This window comes from Stenotrophomonas sp. Y-13 (genome assembly GCF_046267925.1).
Classification (GTDB): Bacteria; Pseudomonadota; Gammaproteobacteria; order Xanthomonadales; family Xanthomonadaceae; genus Stenotrophomonas; species Stenotrophomonas acidaminiphila_A.
In genome coordinates, this window is the sequence record NZ_CP176501.1 from 1 (window position 1) to 17,794 (window position 17,794).

Annotated in this window: 18 protein-coding genes; 14 read left to right on the forward strand and 4 right to left on the reverse strand. The window is 66.4% G+C overall.

All coding sequences use genetic code 11. From position 1 onward, the window contains the following. The 13 genes from dnaA to ACJ7VY_RS00065 all read left to right on the forward strand — a co-directional run bounded on the left by dnaA (position 1) and on the right by ACJ7VY_RS00065 (position 13,260). Positions 1-1,329 carry a chromosomal replication initiator protein DnaA gene (dnaA, locus tag ACJ7VY_RS00005; protein ID WP_104937592.1) on the forward strand — a complete coding sequence of 443 codons (1,329 nt, stop codon included), beginning with the start codon at positions 1-3 and terminating at the stop codon, positions 1,327-1,329. Positions 1,330-1,650: 321 nt separating this feature from the next. Then, positions 1,651-2,751 carry a DNA polymerase III subunit beta gene (gene dnaN, locus ACJ7VY_RS00010; RefSeq protein WP_409476085.1) on the forward strand — a complete coding sequence of 367 codons (1,101 nt, stop codon included), beginning with the start codon at positions 1,651-1,653 and terminating at the stop codon, positions 2,749-2,751. Positions 2,752-2,766: 15 nt separating this feature from the next. Continuing rightward, on the forward strand, positions 2,767-3,084 hold the full coding sequence (locus tag ACJ7VY_RS00015; RefSeq protein WP_409476086.1) for a hypothetical protein: 318 nt from the start codon (positions 2,767-2,769) through the stop codon (positions 3,082-3,084). Between the two features lie 254 nt (positions 3,085-3,338). After that, on the forward strand, positions 3,339-4,439 hold the full coding sequence (gene recF, locus ACJ7VY_RS00020; RefSeq protein WP_409476087.1) for a DNA replication/repair protein RecF: 1,101 nt from the start codon (positions 3,339-3,341) through the stop codon (positions 4,437-4,439). A 109-nt stretch (positions 4,440-4,548) separates the two neighbouring features. Continuing rightward, positions 4,549-7,008 carry a DNA topoisomerase (ATP-hydrolyzing) subunit B gene (gene gyrB, locus ACJ7VY_RS00025; protein WP_240212999.1) on the forward strand — a complete coding sequence of 820 codons (2,460 nt, stop codon included), beginning with the start codon at positions 4,549-4,551 and terminating at the stop codon, positions 7,006-7,008. A gap of 73 nt (positions 7,009-7,081) precedes the next feature. Then, positions 7,082-7,924, forward strand: coding sequence for a CPBP family intramembrane glutamic endopeptidase (locus ACJ7VY_RS00030; protein WP_161614261.1), 843 nt, complete (start codon positions 7,082-7,084; stop codon positions 7,922-7,924). Between the two features lie 72 nt (positions 7,925-7,996). Continuing rightward, positions 7,997-8,803, forward strand: a complete 807-nt coding sequence (locus ACJ7VY_RS00035; protein WP_104937597.1) for a M48 family metallopeptidase — start codon at positions 7,997-7,999, stop codon at positions 8,801-8,803. Positions 8,804-8,956: 153 nt separating this feature from the next. Further along, positions 8,957-10,150, forward strand: coding sequence for a heme biosynthesis protein HemY (locus ACJ7VY_RS00040; protein ID WP_240212998.1), 1,194 nt, complete (start codon positions 8,957-8,959; stop codon positions 10,148-10,150). Between the two features lie 146 nt (positions 10,151-10,296). Next, a complete protein-coding gene (locus tag ACJ7VY_RS00045) occupies positions 10,297-10,968 on the forward strand; it encodes an energy transducer TonB (protein WP_104937599.1) in 672 nt (223 codons plus the stop codon). Positions 10,969-11,053: 85 nt separating this feature from the next. After that, positions 11,054-11,797 (forward strand): TonB-system energizer ExbB, encoded by a 744-nt coding sequence (gene exbB / locus ACJ7VY_RS00050; protein WP_054661248.1) that lies wholly within the window; start codon positions 11,054-11,056, stop codon positions 11,795-11,797. Positions 11,798-11,842: 45 nt separating this feature from the next. After that, positions 11,843-12,268: an ExbD/TolR family protein gene (locus tag ACJ7VY_RS00055; protein WP_104937600.1), complete on the forward strand. Its 426-nt coding sequence runs from the start codon at positions 11,843-11,845 to the stop codon at positions 12,266-12,268. 3 nt (positions 12,269-12,271) lie between these two features. Then, positions 12,272-12,682: an ExbD/TolR family protein gene (locus tag ACJ7VY_RS00060; protein WP_055768671.1), complete on the forward strand. Its 411-nt coding sequence runs from the start codon at positions 12,272-12,274 to the stop codon at positions 12,680-12,682. 251 nt (positions 12,683-12,933) lie between these two features. Further along, positions 12,934-13,260, forward strand: coding sequence for a biopolymer transporter ExbD (locus tag ACJ7VY_RS00065; RefSeq protein WP_313232086.1), 327 nt, complete (start codon positions 12,934-12,936; stop codon positions 13,258-13,260). Between the two features lie 302 nt (positions 13,261-13,562). Here ACJ7VY_RS00065 and ACJ7VY_RS00070 read toward each other — a convergent pair whose 3' ends face one another. From ACJ7VY_RS00070 to cls, 3 genes are all read right to left on the reverse strand, one after another. Beyond that, entirely contained in the window at positions 13,563-14,318 is a 756-nt protein-coding gene (locus tag ACJ7VY_RS00070) for a pyridoxine 5'-phosphate synthase (RefSeq protein ID WP_312344709.1), read from the reverse strand. Continuing rightward, positions 14,315-14,593, reverse strand: a complete 279-nt coding sequence (locus ACJ7VY_RS00075) for a hypothetical protein (protein ID WP_237723493.1) — start codon at positions 14,591-14,593, stop codon at positions 14,315-14,317. The genes ACJ7VY_RS00070 and ACJ7VY_RS00075 overlap by 4 nt, the downstream gene beginning before the upstream one ends. Before the next feature lie 69 nt (positions 14,594-14,662). Beyond that, entirely contained in the window at positions 14,663-16,123 is a 1,461-nt protein-coding gene (gene cls, locus ACJ7VY_RS00080) for a cardiolipin synthase (RefSeq protein WP_312344706.1), read from the reverse strand. 112 nt (positions 16,124-16,235) lie between these two features. On the opposite strand from cls, the gene ACJ7VY_RS00085 reads away from it, so the two are divergent. Then, a complete protein-coding gene (locus ACJ7VY_RS00085) occupies positions 16,236-17,327 on the forward strand; it encodes a PA0069 family radical SAM protein (protein WP_313232061.1) in 1,092 nt (363 codons plus the stop codon). Positions 17,328-17,346: 19 nt separating this feature from the next. Here the strand turns inward: ACJ7VY_RS00085 and ACJ7VY_RS00090 are convergent, their stop codons facing one another. Continuing rightward, complete coding sequence (locus ACJ7VY_RS00090; protein WP_409476088.1) at positions 17,347-17,709, reverse strand: nuclear transport factor 2 family protein; 363 nt, start codon at positions 17,707-17,709, stop codon at positions 17,347-17,349. Between the last annotated feature and the right edge of the window lie 85 nt (positions 17,710-17,794).

Below are 17,794 nucleotides of genomic sequence, written 5' to 3' on the forward strand. Positions count from 1 at the left end.
ATGGATGCCTGGTCCCGTTGTATCGAACGTCTTGAAGCGGAGTTCCCGCCCGAAGATGTCCACACCTGGTTGAAGCCGTTGCAGGCCGACCACCGCGCCGACAGCATGGTGCTGTACGCCCCGAATGCCTTCATCGTCGACCAGGTGCGCGAGCGCTACCTGCCGCGCATCCAGGAGCTGTTGCGCTATTTCGCCGACGTCACCGACGTGCAGCTGGAGATCGGTTCGCGCCCGCGCGCGGCCGAACCGGTGGTGGCGGCCGCGCCTGCGGCCACTGCCGCGGCCGCCGCACCGGCGGTGCCGTTCAACGGCAACCTGGACGCGCATTACACCTTCGCCAACTTCGTCGAAGGCCGCAGCAACCAGTTGGGCCTGGCCGCCGCCTTCCAGGCGGCGCAGAAGCCCGGCGACCGTGCGCACAACCCGCTGCTGCTGTACGGCGGCACCGGCCTGGGCAAGACCCACCTGATGCTGGCCGCCGGCAACGCCATGCGCCAGGCCAACCCGGCCGCGCGGGTGCTGTACCTGCGTTCGGAGCAGTTCTTCAGCGCCATGATCCGGGCGCTGCAGGAAAAGACCATGGACCAGTTCAAGCGCCAGTTCCAGCAGGTGGACGCGCTGCTGATCGACGACATCCAGTTCTTCGCCGGCAAGGACCGCACCCAGGAGGAGTTTTTCCACACCTTCAACGCGCTGTTCGACGGCAAGCAGCAGATCATCCTGACCTGCGACCGCTATCCGCGCGAAGTCGAGGGCCTGGAAGCGCGGCTGAAGTCGCGCCTGGCCTGGGGCCTGTCGGTGGCGATCGAACCGCCGGATTTCGAGACCCGCGCGGCCATCGTGCTGGCCAAGGCCCGCGAGCGCGGCGCCGAGATTCCCGATGACGTCGCGTTCCTGATCGCCAAGAAGATGCGCTCCAACGTGCGCGACCTGGAAGGCGCGCTCAACACGCTGACCGCGCGCGCCAATTTCACCGGACGTGCGATCACCACCGAGTTCGCCCAGGAAACCCTGCGCGACCTGCTGCGCGCGCAGCAGCAGGCGATCAGCATTCCCAACATCCAGAAGACCGTGGCCGACTATTACGGCCTGCAGATCAAGGACCTGTTGTCCAAGCGCCGCACCCGTTCGCTGGCGCGGCCGCGGCAGGTAGCGATGGCGCTGACCAAGGAGCTGACCGAACACAGCCTGCCGGAAATCGGCGACGCCTTCGCCGGCCGCGACCACACCACGGTGCTGCATGCCTGCCGCCAGATCCGCACGCTGATGGAGACCGACGGCAAGCTGCGCGAAGACTGGGACAAGCTCATCCGCAAGTTGAGTGAGTAAAGCATCGGGACACCGGCAACGACGTGGCAACAGGGCCAGCGAATGATGCATCGGCGCGAGACAGGCGTCATCGCACAAAACGGTGCATCATTCGGGGGCAGACGTTGGGGAATCTGTGGATAAAAATGTGCTGCCAGATCGGCGCCAGGTTATCCACAGCTTTCCCCACCCGTTCCGGGCCAGTAGTACAGAGGGTTTCGATGCAATGAAATCCTTTAAAAACAAATACTTGGGTGTGTTTTAAACCAAATCTGGCTCTACCAGCACCACCAAGCTTTTGATTTAACCCACATCTTTAAAAGCATAGGGGCACGAAACCACATGCGTTTCACACTGCAGCGCGAAGCCTTCCTCAAGCCGTTGGCCCAGGTCGTCAACGTGGTTGAACGCCGTCAGACCCTTCCGGTTCTGGCCAACTTCCTGGTCCAGGTGCAGGGCGGCCAGCTGTCGTTGACCGGTACCGACCTGGAAGTGGAAATGGTCTCCCGCATCGCGGTTGAGGATGCGCAGGACGGCGAAACCACGATTCCGGCACGCAAGCTGTTCGAGATCGTCCGCGCCCTGCCCGACGGCAGCCGCGTAACCGTGTCGCAGACCGGCGAGAAGATCAGCGTGCAGGCCGGGCGCAGCCGCTTCACCCTGGCCACCCTGCCGGCTAACGATTTCCCGTCCGTGGACGAGGTCGAGGCGACCGAGCGCGTGGCAGTGCCCGAATCGGCACTGAAGGAACTGATCGAGCGCACCGCGTTCGCGATGGCGCAGCAGGACGTGCGCTATTACCTCAATGGCCTGCTGTTCGACCTGCGCGACCAGCTGCTGCGCTGCGTGGCCACCGACGGCCACCGCCTGGCGCTGTGCGAAACGGCGCTGGAGAACAGCACCGGCTCCAAGCGCCAGATCATCGTGCCGCGCAAGGGCGTGACCGAGTTGCAGCGCCTGCTCGAGGGCGGCGACCGCGAAGTGGAGCTGGAAGTCGGCCGCAGCCACGTGCGGGTCAAGCGCGACGATGTCACCTTCACCTCGAAGCTGATCGATGGCCGTTTCCCGGATTACGAAGCGGTGATCCCGATCGGCGCCGACCGCGAAGTGAAGGTGGACCGCGAAACCCTGCGTGCGTCGCTGCAGCGTGCGGCCATCCTGTCCAACGAGAAGTACCGCGGCGTCCGCGTTGAAGTCACGCCGGGCCAGCTGAAGATCAGCGCGCACAACCCCGAGCAGGAAGAAGCGCAGGAAGAGATCGAGGCCGATACCCAGGTCAGCGACCTGGCCATTGGCTTCAACGTGAACTACCTGCTCGATGCGCTGTCGGCACTGCGCGATGAGCACATCGTCATCCAGTTGCGCGATTCCAACTCCTCCGCCCTGGTACGTGAAGCCAGCAGTGAGAAATCCCGGCATGTGGTCATGCCGTTGCGTCTCTGAGGCGCGCAGTTCCACGTGGAACACAAGCCCGGCAATGCCGGGCTTTTTTTCGCCTTGCAGTCCACGCAACGTTTCACGTGGAACGCGGCAGCGACGAGGTTGCTATCTGCCCTGCCCGGTGTGGAACGCCTGCCAGTCCAAGCCGACGAGGTGCCTGTTGAAGGTTCCCGTTCCGGGATGCGTCGGCACTCAGAAAAGATCCCCCTTGGGAACGTCTGCGTGAGGGGCTGCAAAGCTTTAAATCTGGAAATAAATCAAAAGCTTTGTGGTGATGGTAGTGCTGGATTTCATGTAAAACTAGGTTATCTATTTGTTTTAAAAGGATATTTATAGGGCGAAACCCCTGCGGAAAAGGCGGGGATTGCCCTGTGGATAGCTGTGGGTAGCCAGATCGGGGGAAGAAATCGGCGGATTTATCCACAGGGTACGCAGGGAGGACCCACTGGCCCACCACAGGGTTGGGCGGCGCCCGAAGGCGACGATCGGCGGCACTCCCCTCACCACGCGGTACGGGGGATGGATGCTTTAAGCTGCGGATCTTTCCCCGGGGGTAACCGCCGGGGCGTTGCATCTACCCCCGAGCATCAATGCACATCGTCCGTCTCTCGCTGAACCGGGTCCGCCGGTTCGATTCCGTGGAGCTCGCTCCCCGCCCGGGCCTCAACCTGATCACCGGCGACAACGGTGCGGGCAAGACCAGCCTGCTGGAGGCCCTGCATCTGATGGCGTACGGGCGGAGTTTCCGTGGCCGGGTCCGCGATGGCCTGGTGCAGAAGGGCGCCGAGGCGCTGGAAGTCTTCGTCGAGTGGCAGGAGCGCGTGGGAGCCGGCGGTGGCGAACGGCTGCGCCGTGCTGGCCTGCGTCATGCCGGCCAGGCGTGGAAGGGCCGTCTTGATGGAGAGGATGTAGCGCAACTCGGAACGCTGTGCGCGGCTCTCGCGGTGGTCACTTTCGAGCCGGGCAGCCACGCCCTGGCCAGTGGCGGCAGCGAGCCGCGCCGACGTTTCATCGATTGGGGGTTGTTCCACGTGGAACCTGACTTTCTTTCGCTGTGGCGTCGTTACACCCGGGCACTCAAGCAGCGTAATGCCCTGCTGAAGGCGGGCGCCGCCCCGCGCCAGCTCGATGCCTGGGATCATGAACTGGCCGAGGCGGGGGCGCCGCTGACCTCGCGGCGCCAGCATTACCTCGACCGGCTACAGGAACGCGCGGTGGCCATAGCGGCGGATCTGGCGCCTGGGCTGCAGTTGCAGCGCCTGGAACTGCAACCGGGCTGGCGCCGGCACGAGATGTCGCTGGCCGACGCGCTGTTGCTGTCCCGCGAGCGCGACCGCACCATGGGCCACACCTCGGTGGGGCCACACCGGGCCGACTGGTCGGTCGGCTATGGGGAGATTCCTGGCCGCGATGCGTTGTCGCGCGGCCAGGCCAAGCTCACCGCCCTGGCCTGCTTGCTGGCCCAGGCGGACGATTACGCGGCCCAGCGCGGCGAGTGGCCGGTGATCGCCCTCGACGACCTCGGGGCGGAACTGGACCGGCACCACCAGCAACGCGTACTGCATCTGCTGGCCGCAACCCCCGCCCAGGTTTTCATTACCGCCACCGAGACCCCTGTCGCCCTGTCCGAACACCTGCACCCGTCCGCCGTGTTCCACGTGGAACACGGCGCCATCCAGGTCCGCCCATGACGGTTCCGGGTGCGCAAGGGCCCGGCTGGTATACTTTCGACGATCCCCTCTTTACTCACGCCCCGACCTCCGGGCCGGCGCGTGACCTGTGGAGCCAACGGCAAGCGCGATGAGCGAAGAACAGAACACTCCGGCCAGCAACGGCAATTACGACGCCAACAGCATCACCGCCCTTGAAGGCCTGGAGGCTGTCCGCAAGCGTCCCGGCATGTACATCGGCGATGTCCACGATGGCACCGGCCTGCACCACATGGTGTTCGAAGTCGTCGACAACTCCATCGACGAAGCGCTGGCCGGACACGCCGACAACGTGCTGGTGACGATCCATGCCGATGGCTCGGTGTCGGTGTCGGACAACGGCCGCGGCATCCCGGTGGGCAAGCACGAGCAGATGAGCGCCAAGCTCGGCCGCGAGGTATCCGCCGCCGAGGTGGTGATGACGGTCCTGCACGCCGGTGGCAAGTTCGACGACAACAGCTACAAGGTGTCCGGTGGCCTGCACGGCGTGGGCGTCAGCGTGGTCAACGCGCTGTCGGAGAAGCTGCTGCTGGACGTCTTCCAGGGCGGCTTCCATTACCAGCAGGAATTCAGCAACGGTGCCGCGGTCGGCCCGCTGAAGCAGCTGGGCACCACCAGCAAGCGCGGCACCACCGTGCGCTTCTGGCCCTCGACCGTCGCGTTCCATGGCAACGTCGAATTCCATTACGAAATCCTGGCGCGCCGGCTGCGCGAGCTGTCGTTCCTCAACTCCGGCGTCAAGGTCACCTTGGCCGACGAGCGTGGCGAGGGCCGTCGCGACGATTTCCACTACGAAGGCGGCATCAAGAGCTTCGTCGAGCATCTGGCGCAGCTGAAGACCCCGCTGCACCCGAACGTCATCGCGGTCAGCGGCGAGCACAACGGCATCACCGTGGAAGTGGCGCTGCAGTGGACCGATTCCTACCAGGAAACGATGTACTGCTTCACCAACAACATCCCGCAGAAGGATGGCGGCACCCACCTGGCCGGTTTCCGCGGCGCGCTGACCCGCGTGCTGAACAACTACATCGAGCAGAACGGCATCGCCAAGCAGGCCAAGATCAGCCTGACCGGCGATGACATGCGCGAAGGCATGATCGCGGTGCTGTCGGTGAAGGTGCCGGACCCGAGCTTCTCCAGCCAGACCAAGGAAAAGCTGGTCAGCTCCGACGTGCGCCCGGCCGTGGAAAACGCCTTCGGCGCGCGCCTGGAGGAGTTCCTGCAGGAGAACCCGAACGAAGCCAAGGCCATCGCCGGCAAGATCGTCGATGCCGCCCGCGCCCGCGAGGCCGCGCGCAAGGCCCGCGACCTGACCCGCCGCAAGGGCGCGCTGGACATCGCCGGCCTGCCCGGCAAGCTGGCCGACTGCCAGGAAAAGGATCCGGCGCTGTCCGAGCTGTTCATCGTCGAGGGTGACTCGGCGGGTGGCTCGGCCAAGCAGGGCCGCAACCGCAAGAACCAGGCGGTGCTGCCGCTGCGCGGCAAGATCCTCAACGTGGAACGCGCGCGTTTCGACCGCATGCTGTCCTCCGACCAGGTGGGTACGCTGATCACCGCGCTGGGTACCGGCATCGGCCGCGATGAGTACAACCCGGACAAGCTGCGCTACCACAAGATCATCATCATGACCGACGCCGACGTCGACGGCGCGCACATCCGCACCCTGCTGCTGACGTTCTTCTACCGGCAGATGCCGGAGCTGATCGAGCGCGGCTACGTCTACATCGGCCTGCCGCCGCTGTACAAGATCAAGCAGGGCAAGACCGAGCTGTACCTGAAGGACGACCCGGCGCTGGACGCCTACCTGGCCAACAGCGCGGTGGAGAACGCCTCGCTGGTTCCGGCTGCCGGCGAACCGCCGATCGAGGGCGTGGCGCTGGAGAAGCTGCTGATGACCTACGCCAGCGCCCAGGACGCCATCGACCGCAACGCCCACCGCTACGATCGCAGCCTGCTCGAAGCCCTGGTCGATTTCACTCCGATGGACCTGGAGCACCTGCGCAACGCGCCGGCCGGCGAGGGCCTGGACGCGCTGGCCAGGCGCCTGAACCAGGGCAGTCTTGGCACCCCGCGTTTCAGCCTGGTCCTGCAGGAACCGACCGAACAGCGCCCGGCCGCGGTGCTGGTCACCCGCCGCCACATGGGCGAGGAGCACATCCAGGTGCTGCCGCTGGCGGCCTTCGAATCGGGCGACCTGCGCCCGCTGCACCAGGCCTCGCAGCTGCTGCATGGCCTGATCCGCGAAGGCGCGACCATCAACCGTGGCAACCGCTCGACCGAGGTCACCGGCTTCGCCCAGGCCCAGGCCTGGCTGATGGAGGAAGCCAAGAAGGGCCGCCAGATCCAGCGCTTCAAGGGCCTGGGCGAAATGAACCCGGAACAGTTGTGGGACACCACCGTGAACCCCGATACCCGCCGCCTGCTGCAGGTGCGGATCGAGGATGCGGTGGCCGCCGACCAGATCTTCAGCACCCTGATGGGCGACGTGGTCGAACCGCGCCGCGACTTCATCGAGGACAATGCGCTGAAGGTCACCAACCTGGATATCTGACACAATCCTGCAACACGGGCGGGTGCCGCACCCGGCCCCCGCCCGCCGCCTCTCCCGCTGCCGCAGGAACACGATGTCCGCCCCACCACCGGTTCCGTTGTCCGTCCCGCCCGCCACGCCGCCGGTATCGCGCCCGGGCTCGCCGCTGCTGGGCTTTGGCCTGGACATCCTGCTGGCAGCCAGCATCCTGCTGGGGCTGAGCCTGCTCTGCGGCCTGGCGTGGGGCCTGTGGCGCGGGTTCGAGGTCGGCATGGCTGTCGCGCGCGAAGGCGGCGGAGCGCCGGATGCGGCGCAGCTGGGCGCGCAACTCGGCCAGCCCGGTGCCCTGGCGCAGATGCTGATCGCACTGGTGTCCACCGGCCTTGCCGCCCTGGTGCTGTACTTCTGGCGCCGGCCGGCCTCACAAGCCGAGCGTACCGCTTCCCATGCCGCCGTCCGCCGTGCGTCCACCTGGGGCTGGACCCTGCTGGTGGCTGCCGGGGTATTCGCCGGCAGCAGCCTGATCGCCTGGCTCGGCAAGCAGCTCGGCATCGAGCCGGTGCCGACCAATCTGCCGCTGATGGAACAGGCCCTGGCGCACTACCCGGTGTTCCTGGTGGTGTTCGCCGTGTTCCTGGCCCCGGCCTACGAGGAACTGCTGTTCCGCCGGGTGCTGTTCGGACGGCTGTGGGCGGCGGGACGGCCGTGGCTGGGCATGGCGCTCAGTGGCGCGGCCTTCGCCTTCATCCATGAGATTCCCGGGACCACCGCCAACGGACTGCCGGAAGTCCTGCAGCTGTGGCTGGTCTACGGTGGCATGGGCGTGGCCTTCGCCTGGCTCTACCGCCGCACCGGCACCTTGTGGGCGGCGATTGCCGCGCATACGCTCAACAACGCCATCGCACTGACCGCGCTGGTGTTTTTCGGGCTGCAGTAAGTGCGCAACAGGTTGACGGAAATTTAAGCCGGGCGCTCGCACACTGCGGGCATGAATGAAGGGAAATACGCCATGAAACCCCTGCTGTTCGGCGCCGCCATCGCCCTGCTGCTGGGCGCCTGCGCGACCACAACCTCACCCACCGGCCGCCGCCAGGTGGTGGGTGGGATCTCGCAGCAGCAGCTGGACCAGCTCGGCGCGCAGGCCTTCGCCGAAACCAAGGCCAAGCAGACCCTGAGCCGGGACGCCCGCCAGAACGCGTACGTACAGTGCGTGGTCAATGCGCTGGTCGCCGAACTGCCCCAACAGTACCGGGGCGTACGTTGGGAGACCGCGCTGTTCGTCGAGAAGGAACCCAATGCGTTCGCCCTGCCCGGCGGCAAGGTCGGAGTCAACAGCGGCATCTTCACGGTGGCGAAGAACCAGGACCAGCTGGCCGCGGTGATCGGGCATGAGATCGGCCATGTGATCTCGCGTCACCACGAAGAGCGCCTGACCCGCCAGCAGGGCACGCAGCTGGGCCTGGGCATAATCGGCGCGCTGGCCGGCGCGGCCTATGGCGATACCGCGGCCAGCGCGGTCAACCAGTTCGGCGGCCTGGGCGCACAGGGACTGATCCTGCTGCCCGGCTCGCGCACCCAGGAAAGCGAGGCCGACGTGGTCGGCCAGCGGCTGATGGCGCAGGCCGGGTTCGACCCGGCCCAGGCCGTGGACCTGTGGCAGAACATGATGGCGGCCGGCGGCGGACGTCCCCCGCAGTGGCTTTCCACCCACCCCGATCCGACCAACCGCATCCGTGAACTGCAGCGCGATGTGGCCGTGCTGGAACCCGTCTACCGCCAGGCGCGCCAGTCCGGAAGGACGCCGCGCTGCGGTTGACCCGTGGACATCACCATCCCGGGCCTTGGACATTGGTGCAATACAGCATCGGAAGTGATTTCTCCGTCAAAATTTTTCTGTTACGTTTGGCGGCTCTGTCTGCACAGACAGTCCGTCTACAGCCCCGCCCCCGCGGTTCCATCGAGGTGACCCATGATCTCCCGCAGCCATAAGCAGGCCCTGCTTTCCGTCCTCGTCGCCACCGTACTGGGTGGTGTCGTGGTTGCCGACGCCGCCGCCCAGGCGCGTTCGTCCGATCGCGGGAGCGAGCGCCGCAGCCGCGGTTCGGCCAAGGCCGAGGTGCTGTATCCGGAAGCGACCCGCCAGGAACCCAATGGCAAGTCGTCCTCGAAGATGGGCGGCAAGCTGCAGAAGCTGTTCGCCGCCTACAACAAGGACGACTACGAGCAGACCCGCACCCTGGCCGATGAGATCATCGCCGCCGAGGGCGCCAATGACTATGACAAGGCGGTCGCCAACCAGCTCGCCTCGCAGGCGGCCTACAACCTGGACGACACCGCCGCTGCCAAGCAGTACCTGCAACAGGCCATCGCGCTGAACCAGCTGGACAACAACGGCCACCTCCAGGCGATGCTGATGCTGGCCCAGCTGCAGCTGCAGGACGAGCAGTACGCCGAAGGCCTGGCCAATCTGGACAAGTACTTCGCCGAGTCCAAGTCGCACAAGCCCGAGGAGCTGGTGATCAAGGGCCAGGCCCTGTACCAGACCGAAAAGTACGCCGAGGCCATCCCGGTGCTGAAGGCGGCCATCGCCGCCTCGCCCGAGCCGAAGGACAGCTGGAACCAGCTGCTGATGGCGGCCTACGCCGAAGCCGGCCAGACCGGCGAAGCGGTCAAGGAGGCCGAGGCCCTGGCCGCCAGGAACCCGGCCGACAAGAAGGCGCAACTGAACCTGGCCAGCATGTACATGCAGGCCGACCAGATGGACAAGGCCGCCGCGGTGATGGACAAGCTGCGCGCGGCCGGACAGCTCACCGAAGAGCGCGAGTACAAGCAGCTGTACTCGATCTATGCCAACACCGAGAACAAGGAAAAGGACGTCATTGCGGTGATCAACGAGGGCATGTCCAAGGGCATCCTCAAGCCGGACTACCAGGTCTACCTGGCGCTGGCGCAGTCGTACTACTACTCCGACCAGATCCCGCAGGCCATCGAGGCGTGGCAGAAGGCCGCCCCGCTTTCCAAGGATGGCGAGACCTACCTGAATCTGGCGCGTGTGCTGCACTCTGAAGGGCGGATTCCCGAAGCCAAGCAGGCGGCCCGGGATGCAAAGGCTAAAGGTGTGAAGAACCCGGCCGATGCAGACAAGATCATCAACCTGAAGTAAGCAGGAATAACGCCTGAACAGCTGCATTTGTGATGCGCAGCCGGTCAGGATTGGTATAAGCTTGGAGGTTCCTGCGGTGTCATGCACCGCTGAATCAGGGGCGTCGGAACAGCGCCGCCCCGGCCCCACTAATGAGCTCTTGGCGCATGACGGAACAACTGGTTTTCCACCACAGGTATGACGGCGAGAAAGAGACGGGTCTGAGCTGGCCCCGCATCGCCGGTATCGCCTTTGTAATCGCACTCCATTTGGCAGCCCTGATGATGCTCCTGATTCCCGCCGTGGCCCCCAAGGCCGCCAAGGAAAAGGAACGCAACGTCATGGTGACGCTGGTCGACGCCCCGCCGCCGCCACCGCCGCCGCCGCCGCCGCCGCCGCCGCAGGACACGCCGCCGCCGCCGGTCAAGAACCTGGCGCCGCCGAAGCCCTCGCCGCTGCCGCCGCCGCCGGAAGCGCCGGTGGTGGACGTGCCGGAACCGCGCCCGAACGACGTGGTGACGCCGCCGTCGCCGCCGTCGCCGCCGGCGCAGGTCACCGACATCCAGGCCAGCGTGGACATCTCGTCCAAGAACATGAACCCGCCGCGTTACCCGCCGGCCGCCTTCCGCGCCGGTATCCAGGGCGAGGTCATCCTCATCATTGATGTCGACGCCAGCGGCAACGTCACCAATGTGTCCGTCGAGAAGTCCAGCCGTAACCGTGATCTCGACCGCGCCGCCATGGATGCGGCACGCAAGTGGAAGTTCAATCCTTCCGTCATCAATGGACAAAAGGCGGCTGGTCGCGTCCGCGTCCCGGTCAACTTTGCGCTGAGCTGATCCCCCGGCGGCCAGCGGCCGCCCGCAGGGAACCGTTCGACTTTAGCTACACCCTTTAACACCACACACAACAAAGGTAAGCGTCATGCTGCAGGAAATCTTCATCGCCGCTGCTGCCGGGGGCAACGCAAACAACGCGCTCTCGCAGATGGGCTTCGAGCATCTGATTCACGAAATGACCTCCAAGCCGGGTGACTTCGCGGTTTCCTGGGTCGTGCTGCTGACCCTGGTCGCGATGTCGGCGATGTCGTGGTACTGGACCGTCATCAACATCTTCCGTTCCACCCGCCTGAAGTCGGCTTCCGACCGCGTGCCGGGCATGTTCTGGGACGCCGCCAATGCCCAGGACGCGATCCGCGCCATGGAAGAGCAGCCGGCTTCGGAGCCGTTCTCGAAGATCGCGCTGGACGCCGCCCAGGCCGCTGCGCACCACCAGCAGGCCGGCGCCGCCGAGACCCTGAGCCGTTCGGAGTTCGTCGACCGCGCCCTGCGCCAGGCCGTCACCCGCGAATCCAACAAGCTGCAGGGCGGCATGATCCTGCTGGCCACCGTCGGCGCGACCGCTCCGTTCGTGGGTCTGCTGGGTACTGTGTGGGGCATCTACGGCGCGCTGATCAAGATCGGTGCCACCGGTTCGGCCTCGATCGACGCCGTTGCCGGCCCGGTGGGTGAAGCGCTGATCATGACCGCGATCGGTCTGTTCGTCGCGATCCCGGCCGTGTTCGCCTTCAACTTCTTCAGCAAGATCAACAGCGCCACCGTCAGCAAGTTCGACACCTTCGCGCACGATCTGCACGACTTCTTCGCCACCGGCTCGCGCGTTCGCTGAGCCGGCAGCAGAGCAGTCCTCGCAACGATATAGACGGAGCCCGTTATGGCTTTCAGTAGTGGTAACAGCGGCGGCCCCATGGCCGACATCAACGTCACGCCCCTCGTGGACGTGATGCTGGTGCTGCTGATCATCTTCATCATCACGGCTCCCCTGATGTCCCACAAGGTCAAGGTCGAGCTGCCCGAGGCCAACCTGAACATCAACCCGGACGACGCTGAGAAGCGTTCGGGTCCGATCACGGTGGCGGTCAAGGAAGACGGTTCGCTCTACTGGAACGATGAGCCGGTGTCGAAGGAGACCCTGGAATCGCGTTTCGCCACTGCTGCCCAGCAGACGCCGCAGCCGCCGCTCAACCTGCGTGGTGACAAGACCACCAAGATGAGCGTGATCAATGAAGTGACCAAGATCGCGCAGAGCCAGGGCATGCTGGACGTCGGTTTCGTTGCCACCAAAGAAAAGGGGCAATAAGCGATGGCTTTCAGTAGTGGTGGAAACAGGGGCCCCATGGCCGACATCAACGTCACGCCCCTCGTGGACGTGATGCTGGTGCTGCTGATCATCTTCATCGTGACCGCGCCGATCATGACGTACCCGATCGCCGTGGACCTGCCGCAGCGGGTCATCAACCCGCCGCCGCAGCTGCGCGAGCCGCCGCCGCCGATTGATCTGCGCGTGGATGCGAGCAATCAGGTTTACTGGAACAACAGCCCGGTGAACGTGAACGAGCTGCAGCAGAAGATGGAAGAAGAAGTACAGAAGGATCCGACCAACCAGCCGGAACTTCGCATCGATGCCAATCCGGATTCCGAGTACGAGGTCATGGCCAAGATCCTGGCCCAGGCCAAGAACGCTCAGATGAAGAAGATCGGTTTCGTGCAGTAACGCAATACCAAGTCATGACGCGACTGGAAAACGCCCCCGCTAGCCGGGGGCGTTTTTTTTGCCTGGAAGTTTGTTCCCTTGCCTACGGGTGATGCCGCAGGCTGCTGGCGACCGGCTTCGACCCCGGAGCTTTGGGTCAGGAGCGGATAAGGCCCGCAGACACGGAAGCCCAAAGGGAACCTGGGATGCTGAAGGGGAAGAAGCTGATATGGGTTGTGGTGGCGCTGGCCGTGGCTGTGATTGGCCTGGCAATGGGTGCCTTGATGGTGACCGCACCGATCATGACCTATCCAATCTCGGTGGATCTGCCGCAACGGGTGATCAATCCGTCACAGCAGCAGAGCGAGCTGCGGCCAATCGACCTGCGCGTGGATGCCCGTAATCAGATTTACTGGAAGGAAAGTCCGGTTGATGTCAGTGAGCTCCAGCAAAGGATGGAGGACGAGGTCCGCAAGGATCCGACCCACATGCTGGAACTTCGCATCGATGTCGATCCGGACTCTGACTACGAGGTCATGGCCAAGATCCTGGCCCAGGCCAAGAACGCCCAGATCAAGAAGATCGGTTTCGTGCGGTAGCGCAATACCGGATCATGACGCGGTTGCAAAACCGCCCCGCTCTCTCTTCTTCCGCCGCACTTGGCGTGCCCTGTCGGCGGCGATGTGCGGCGGAACGAAGCGGGACACCGGCCCATGCGCGAGGGTGCCATGCCGGGTGACAGGAAGAGGACCCGGAATGCAGGGGTTCCGAGACGGGCTGCGATAGCTGTCCCCCCTCTTTCCGGCCGCCGTCCGGCTGCATCTATCCCCTATGGCGTAGGACCGTTCGCCCGAAGCCGCCGCACTACCCCGCTACCCACCGATAGCGCTGGGCGGCGCGATCAGGGACGCTGCGCGATGACGCGCAGGTAGCCTTTCACCGTCGCATCCAGCCCGTCGTACAGGGCTTCGCCGATCAGCGCGTGGCCGATGGAAACTTCCAGCACCTGCGGTACGTGCGCGAGAAAGCGGCCCAGGTTGGACTGCGACAGGTCATGGCCCGCGTTGACTCCCAGCCCGGTGGCCTGGGCACGGCGCGCGGCATCGGCGAACAGCGCCAATGCGTCGTCCGGGGCGCCAGCGGCGAAGGCCTCGGCATAAGGACCGGTATAGAGCTCGATGCGGTCCGCGCCGAGTGCGGCGGCGGCGGCGATATCCGGGTTGCCGGCGTCGACGAACAGGCTGACCCGGCAACCGTAGCCCTTCAGGGCGGCGATCAGCGGGCGCAGGCGTTCGCCGTCGCGGGCGAAATCGAAGCCGTGGTCCGATGTCAGCTGGCCATCGCTGTCCGGGACCAGGGTTGCCTGCGCCGGGCGGGTCTGCTCGCACAATGGCAGCAGCCCTGGATAGCCCGGGCGTGGTGGCGCGAAGGGATTGCCCTCGATATTGAACTCGACGCCGCGCGCGCGGGTGAGCGTCGAAAGCACGTGCACGTCATCGGCGCGGATATGCCGCTGGTCCGGCCGCGGGTGCACGGTGATGCCGTGCGCGCCGGCGTCCAGGCACGCGGTCGCCGCGCGCAGCACGTCCGGGTCGTTGCCACCGCGCGAATTGCGCAGCACGGCGATCTTGTTGACGTTGACGCTCAGGCGGGTCATGACGGCGGGTGTTCTTCGGGAGCAGGAGGGGAAGGCGGCGTCGCCGGCGGTACCGGGGGGCGCAGCTGGTTGCGCAGGGCCTGCAGCTCGGCCGGGTGCAGGGCGCGCGGCGCCTGCCGGCTGCTGCCGGCGAAACGGGCCACGTACAAGCCCCTTATCCACAACAGGAACAGGAGCAGCGCGGCCAGCAGCGACAGCAGCAGGAGCCCGGCATGCGTGGTCGTGAGGGAAACGGTGAAGGCGCCCAGCGCGAGCAGCAGGAACAGCCAGTACATGACGATCTCCCGGTGGAGGCGCACAGTGTAGCGGCCCGCCCGGTGCGGGTTCCACGCGTGCGCACCGCCCTACAGCAGCGGCGAGGCGAGCCGGGCGAACGCCTCGGGCAGGCGCTGCCGCCACAGCGGGCGATGGCGGTCGGGCAGCACCGGCGTGGCGCGCTCGAACTCCTGCGCCAGGATGGCTTCCAGCTCCGCGGTCAGGCCGCGGTCGTGGTAAAGCATGGACAGTTCGAAGTTCAGGCGGAAGCTGCGGTGGTCGAAATTGGCGCTGCCGACGATGCAGGTGTCGTCGTCGGCGATGAACGCCTTGGTGTGCAGCATGCGCGGGCCGTACTCGTAGATCCTGACCCCGGCCTGCAGCAGCTCGTCGTAGTAGGAGCGGCCGGCCAGGGTGACGAACAGCGAATCGCTGCGCCGCGGCACCAGCAGGCGTGTGTCCAGCCCGCCGAGCGCGGCCGAGGTCAGCGCCATCCGCGCCGCCTCGCCGGGGACGAAGTAGGGCGTGACCAGCCATACCCGGCGCGACGCCTCGTGGATCGCCGCCACGTGCATGCGGTGGATCGCCTCCCAGGAAGAATCCGGGCCGGAGACCAGCACCTGTGCCTGCACCGCACCGTCCTCCCGCGCCGGGCCGGCCGACGGGAACAGGTCCTCGCGGTCGAAGTGCGCCATGCCCTGCCCGCTCGCGTAGATCCAGTCCTCCAGGAACACCAGCTGCAGGCTGCGCACCACGTGCCCGGTCAGGCGGGTGTGCAGGTCGCGGTACGCGTCCGGGTTGCGGCTGTCGTCCTCGTCGTCGGTGATGTTGATGCCGCCGGTGAAGGCGACCGTGCCGTCGATCACCACCAGCTTGCGGTGGGTACGCAGGTTCAGCCACGGCCGCTTGAACGGCTTGAGCAGCTGCCGGGGGTGGAACCACTCCACTTCGGCGCCGGCGTCCAGCAGCGGGCGCAGGAAGCTGCGCCTGACCCGCGACGACCCCACCGCGTCCAGCAGCAGGCGTACCTTCACCCCGGCCCGGGCACGCTCCACCAGCGCGTCGCGCAGCGCGGTTCCGGCGTGGTCGGGCTCGAAAATGTAGTACTCCAGGTTCACGTGGCGCCGCGCCACGGCGACCGCCGCCAGGATCGCGGCGTATGTCGCGGCGCCGTCCACCAGCCAGTCCACGGCGGTGGCGGTGCTCGGCGGCAGCCCGGTGGTGGCCTGGCCGATGCGTGCCAGCTCGGTGCAGTGCACGTCGGCCGGGCAGACCGTGTTGTACGCCTCCATGCCCTCGCGCGAGCGCCCGCGCCGCAACCGCTGGCGCACGATCTTCTGCGGACCTATCAGGTAGAACACGAACAGGCCGATGTAGGGCAGCGCCGCCAGTGACAGGATCCAGCTGAGCGTGGCCACCGGCTCGCGCTTCTGCAGCACGATGTAACCGGCCAGCAGTACCAGGTAGACGACGTAGGCCGCCGCCAGGATCTGGGCCGCGTGCGGAATGGCGGACACGCTGGTCCAGAGGCTGTGCAAGGCTTCGCGCATGCGCCGATTCTAGCCATGGGCGGTGCAGGGCGCGCGATGGCTGCAGCGCCACGCCCGCCCGCATGAACGCCAGGTCGCTGCATCTGCGACGCGGCCGCGCTAGCGTAAGCCGATGCCGACTCCGATCAAGGGCCGCGGTGCCACCGGCCACCTGCCCGGCCGTTTCGAAACCACCACCACCGATGCCGTGGACGACGGCTGGCTGGCCGACGCCACCGACGAGTTCGCCACGCCGCGGCTGCGTACCGAAGTACGCGCGGAAACCGCGCGCAGCATCATCAGCCGCAACAGCTCGCCAGACGTGGGTTTCGAGCAGTCGGTGAACCCCTACCGCGGCTGCGAGCATGGCTGCTCGTACTGCTTCGCGCGGCCAACCCACGCCTACCTGAACCTGTCGCCGGGGCTGGATTTCGAGACCAGGATCTTCGCTAAGACCAATGCCGCCGAGCTGTTGCGCAGGGAGCTGGGCAAACCCGGCTACGTGGTCAAGCCGATCGCGCTGGGCATCAACACCGACGCCTACCAGCCGATCGAACGCCGGCTGGGCATCACCCGGCAGCTGATCGAGGTGATGCTCGAGACCCGCCACCCGTTCTCGCTGATCACCAAGAACGCGCTGGTGGAACGCGACATCGACCTGCTGGCGCCGCTGGCCGCGCAGCGCCTGGTCAGCGTGCATTTTTCGGTGACGTCGCTGGACCCGCACCTGTCGGCGAAGCTGGAGCCGCGGGCCTCGGCACCGCATGCGCGGCTGCGGGCGATGCGCCGGCTGCACGAGGCGGGCATCCCGGTCGGGGTGATGGTGGCGCCGGTGATCCCGTGGATCAACGACGCCGAGCTGGAGGCGGTGCTGGAAGCGGCGCGCGATGCTGGCGCGCGCAGTGCCGGCTACGTGCTGCTGCGGCTGCCGCATGAAGTGGCGCCGTTGTTCCGCGACTGGCTGCAGGCACACCACCCGCAGCGCGCCGGACACGTGATGAGCACCCTCAACCAGTTGCGCGGCGGCAAGGACTACGACAGCCAGTTCGGCAAGCGCATGCGCGGCGAAGGCGTCTATGCGCAGCTGCTGTCGCGGCGCTTCGCGCTGGCCAGCAGGCGCCTGGGCTTCAATGCTTCGCGCGAGCAGTGGCCATGGTTGGACTGCAGCCGTTTCGTGGCGCCGACGCCGCCGAAGAAGGCCTCGCCACAGGGCGAGCTGTTCTGACCGGCCCTGGCGCCGACTTTCAGGGCCCGGTCGGCGCCAGGCGCGACGAATGCGAGGCGACCCTCTGCCAGCGGCCAGTGCGCAACACCCACACGCGCGTGAAGCGCAAGCGCCCTTGCCACGGCTGGCCGTCGCTGAGCGCGGCCTGCACGCTGGTGCCGGTGACCACCGCGGTGTCGCCGTAACGGCGTATCCGCACGTCCTCATTGTCCATGCGGGTGTTGCGGCGCGGGCGCGTGGCCAGCGCCTGCAGGTCGTCGGCCCTGTGCTGCACGCGGCCGTCGGAATGGGTGAGCAGCCAATCTTCGGCCAGCAGCGGCGCCAACGCCGCCGCCTCGCCCTGCAGGCGCAGGCGGTTCCAGGCGTCGTCAGCCTGCGCCAATGAGGGCGTCTGTGGCCCGGCCCAGCCGGCAACCAGTCACAACCCCGGGGCGAGCCATGCGCGCATCGGCCTATCCTCCGGCGAA

Bases quoted from the DNA above. Each gene is read 5' to 3' on its own strand.
- gyrB (WP_240212999.1), top strand. From the start codon at position 4,549: ATGAGCGAAGAACAGAACACTCCGGCCAGCAACGGCAATTACGACGCC.
- ACJ7VY_RS00070 (WP_312344709.1), bottom strand. From the start codon at position 14,318: ATGACCCGCCTGAGCGTCAACGTCAACAAGATCGCCGTGCTGCGCAAT.
- recF (WP_409476087.1), top strand. From the start codon at position 3,339: ATGCACATCGTCCGTCTCTCGCTGAACCGGGTCCGCCGGTTCGATTCC.
- ACJ7VY_RS00040 (WP_240212998.1), top strand. From the start codon at position 8,957: ATGATCTCCCGCAGCCATAAGCAGGCCCTGCTTTCCGTCCTCGTCGCC.
- ACJ7VY_RS00035 (WP_104937597.1), top strand. From the start codon at position 7,997: ATGAAACCCCTGCTGTTCGGCGCCGCCATCGCCCTGCTGCTGGGCGCC.
- exbB (WP_054661248.1), top strand. From the start codon at position 11,054: ATGCTGCAGGAAATCTTCATCGCCGCTGCTGCCGGGGGCAACGCAAAC.
- cls (WP_312344706.1), bottom strand. From the start codon at position 16,123: ATGCGCGAAGCCTTGCACAGCCTCTGGACCAGCGTGTCCGCCATTCCG.
- ACJ7VY_RS00055 (WP_104937600.1), top strand. From the start codon at position 11,843: ATGGCTTTCAGTAGTGGTAACAGCGGCGGCCCCATGGCCGACATCAAC.
- ACJ7VY_RS00030 (WP_161614261.1), top strand. From the start codon at position 7,082: ATGTCCGCCCCACCACCGGTTCCGTTGTCCGTCCCGCCCGCCACGCCG.
- dnaA (WP_104937592.1), top strand. From the start codon at position 1: ATGGATGCCTGGTCCCGTTGTATCGAACGTCTTGAAGCGGAGTTCCCG.
- dnaN (WP_409476085.1), top strand. From the start codon at position 1,651: ATGCGTTTCACACTGCAGCGCGAAGCCTTCCTCAAGCCGTTGGCCCAG.
- ACJ7VY_RS00045 (WP_104937599.1), top strand. From the start codon at position 10,297: ATGACGGAACAACTGGTTTTCCACCACAGGTATGACGGCGAGAAAGAG.
- ACJ7VY_RS00075 (WP_237723493.1), bottom strand. From the start codon at position 14,593: ATGTACTGGCTGTTCCTGCTGCTCGCGCTGGGCGCCTTCACCGTTTCC.
- ACJ7VY_RS00085 (WP_313232061.1), top strand. From the start codon at position 16,236: ATGCCGACTCCGATCAAGGGCCGCGGTGCCACCGGCCACCTGCCCGGC.
- ACJ7VY_RS00060 (WP_055768671.1), top strand. From the start codon at position 12,272: ATGGCTTTCAGTAGTGGTGGAAACAGGGGCCCCATGGCCGACATCAAC.
- ACJ7VY_RS00065 (WP_313232086.1), top strand. From the start codon at position 12,934: ATGGGTGCCTTGATGGTGACCGCACCGATCATGACCTATCCAATCTCG.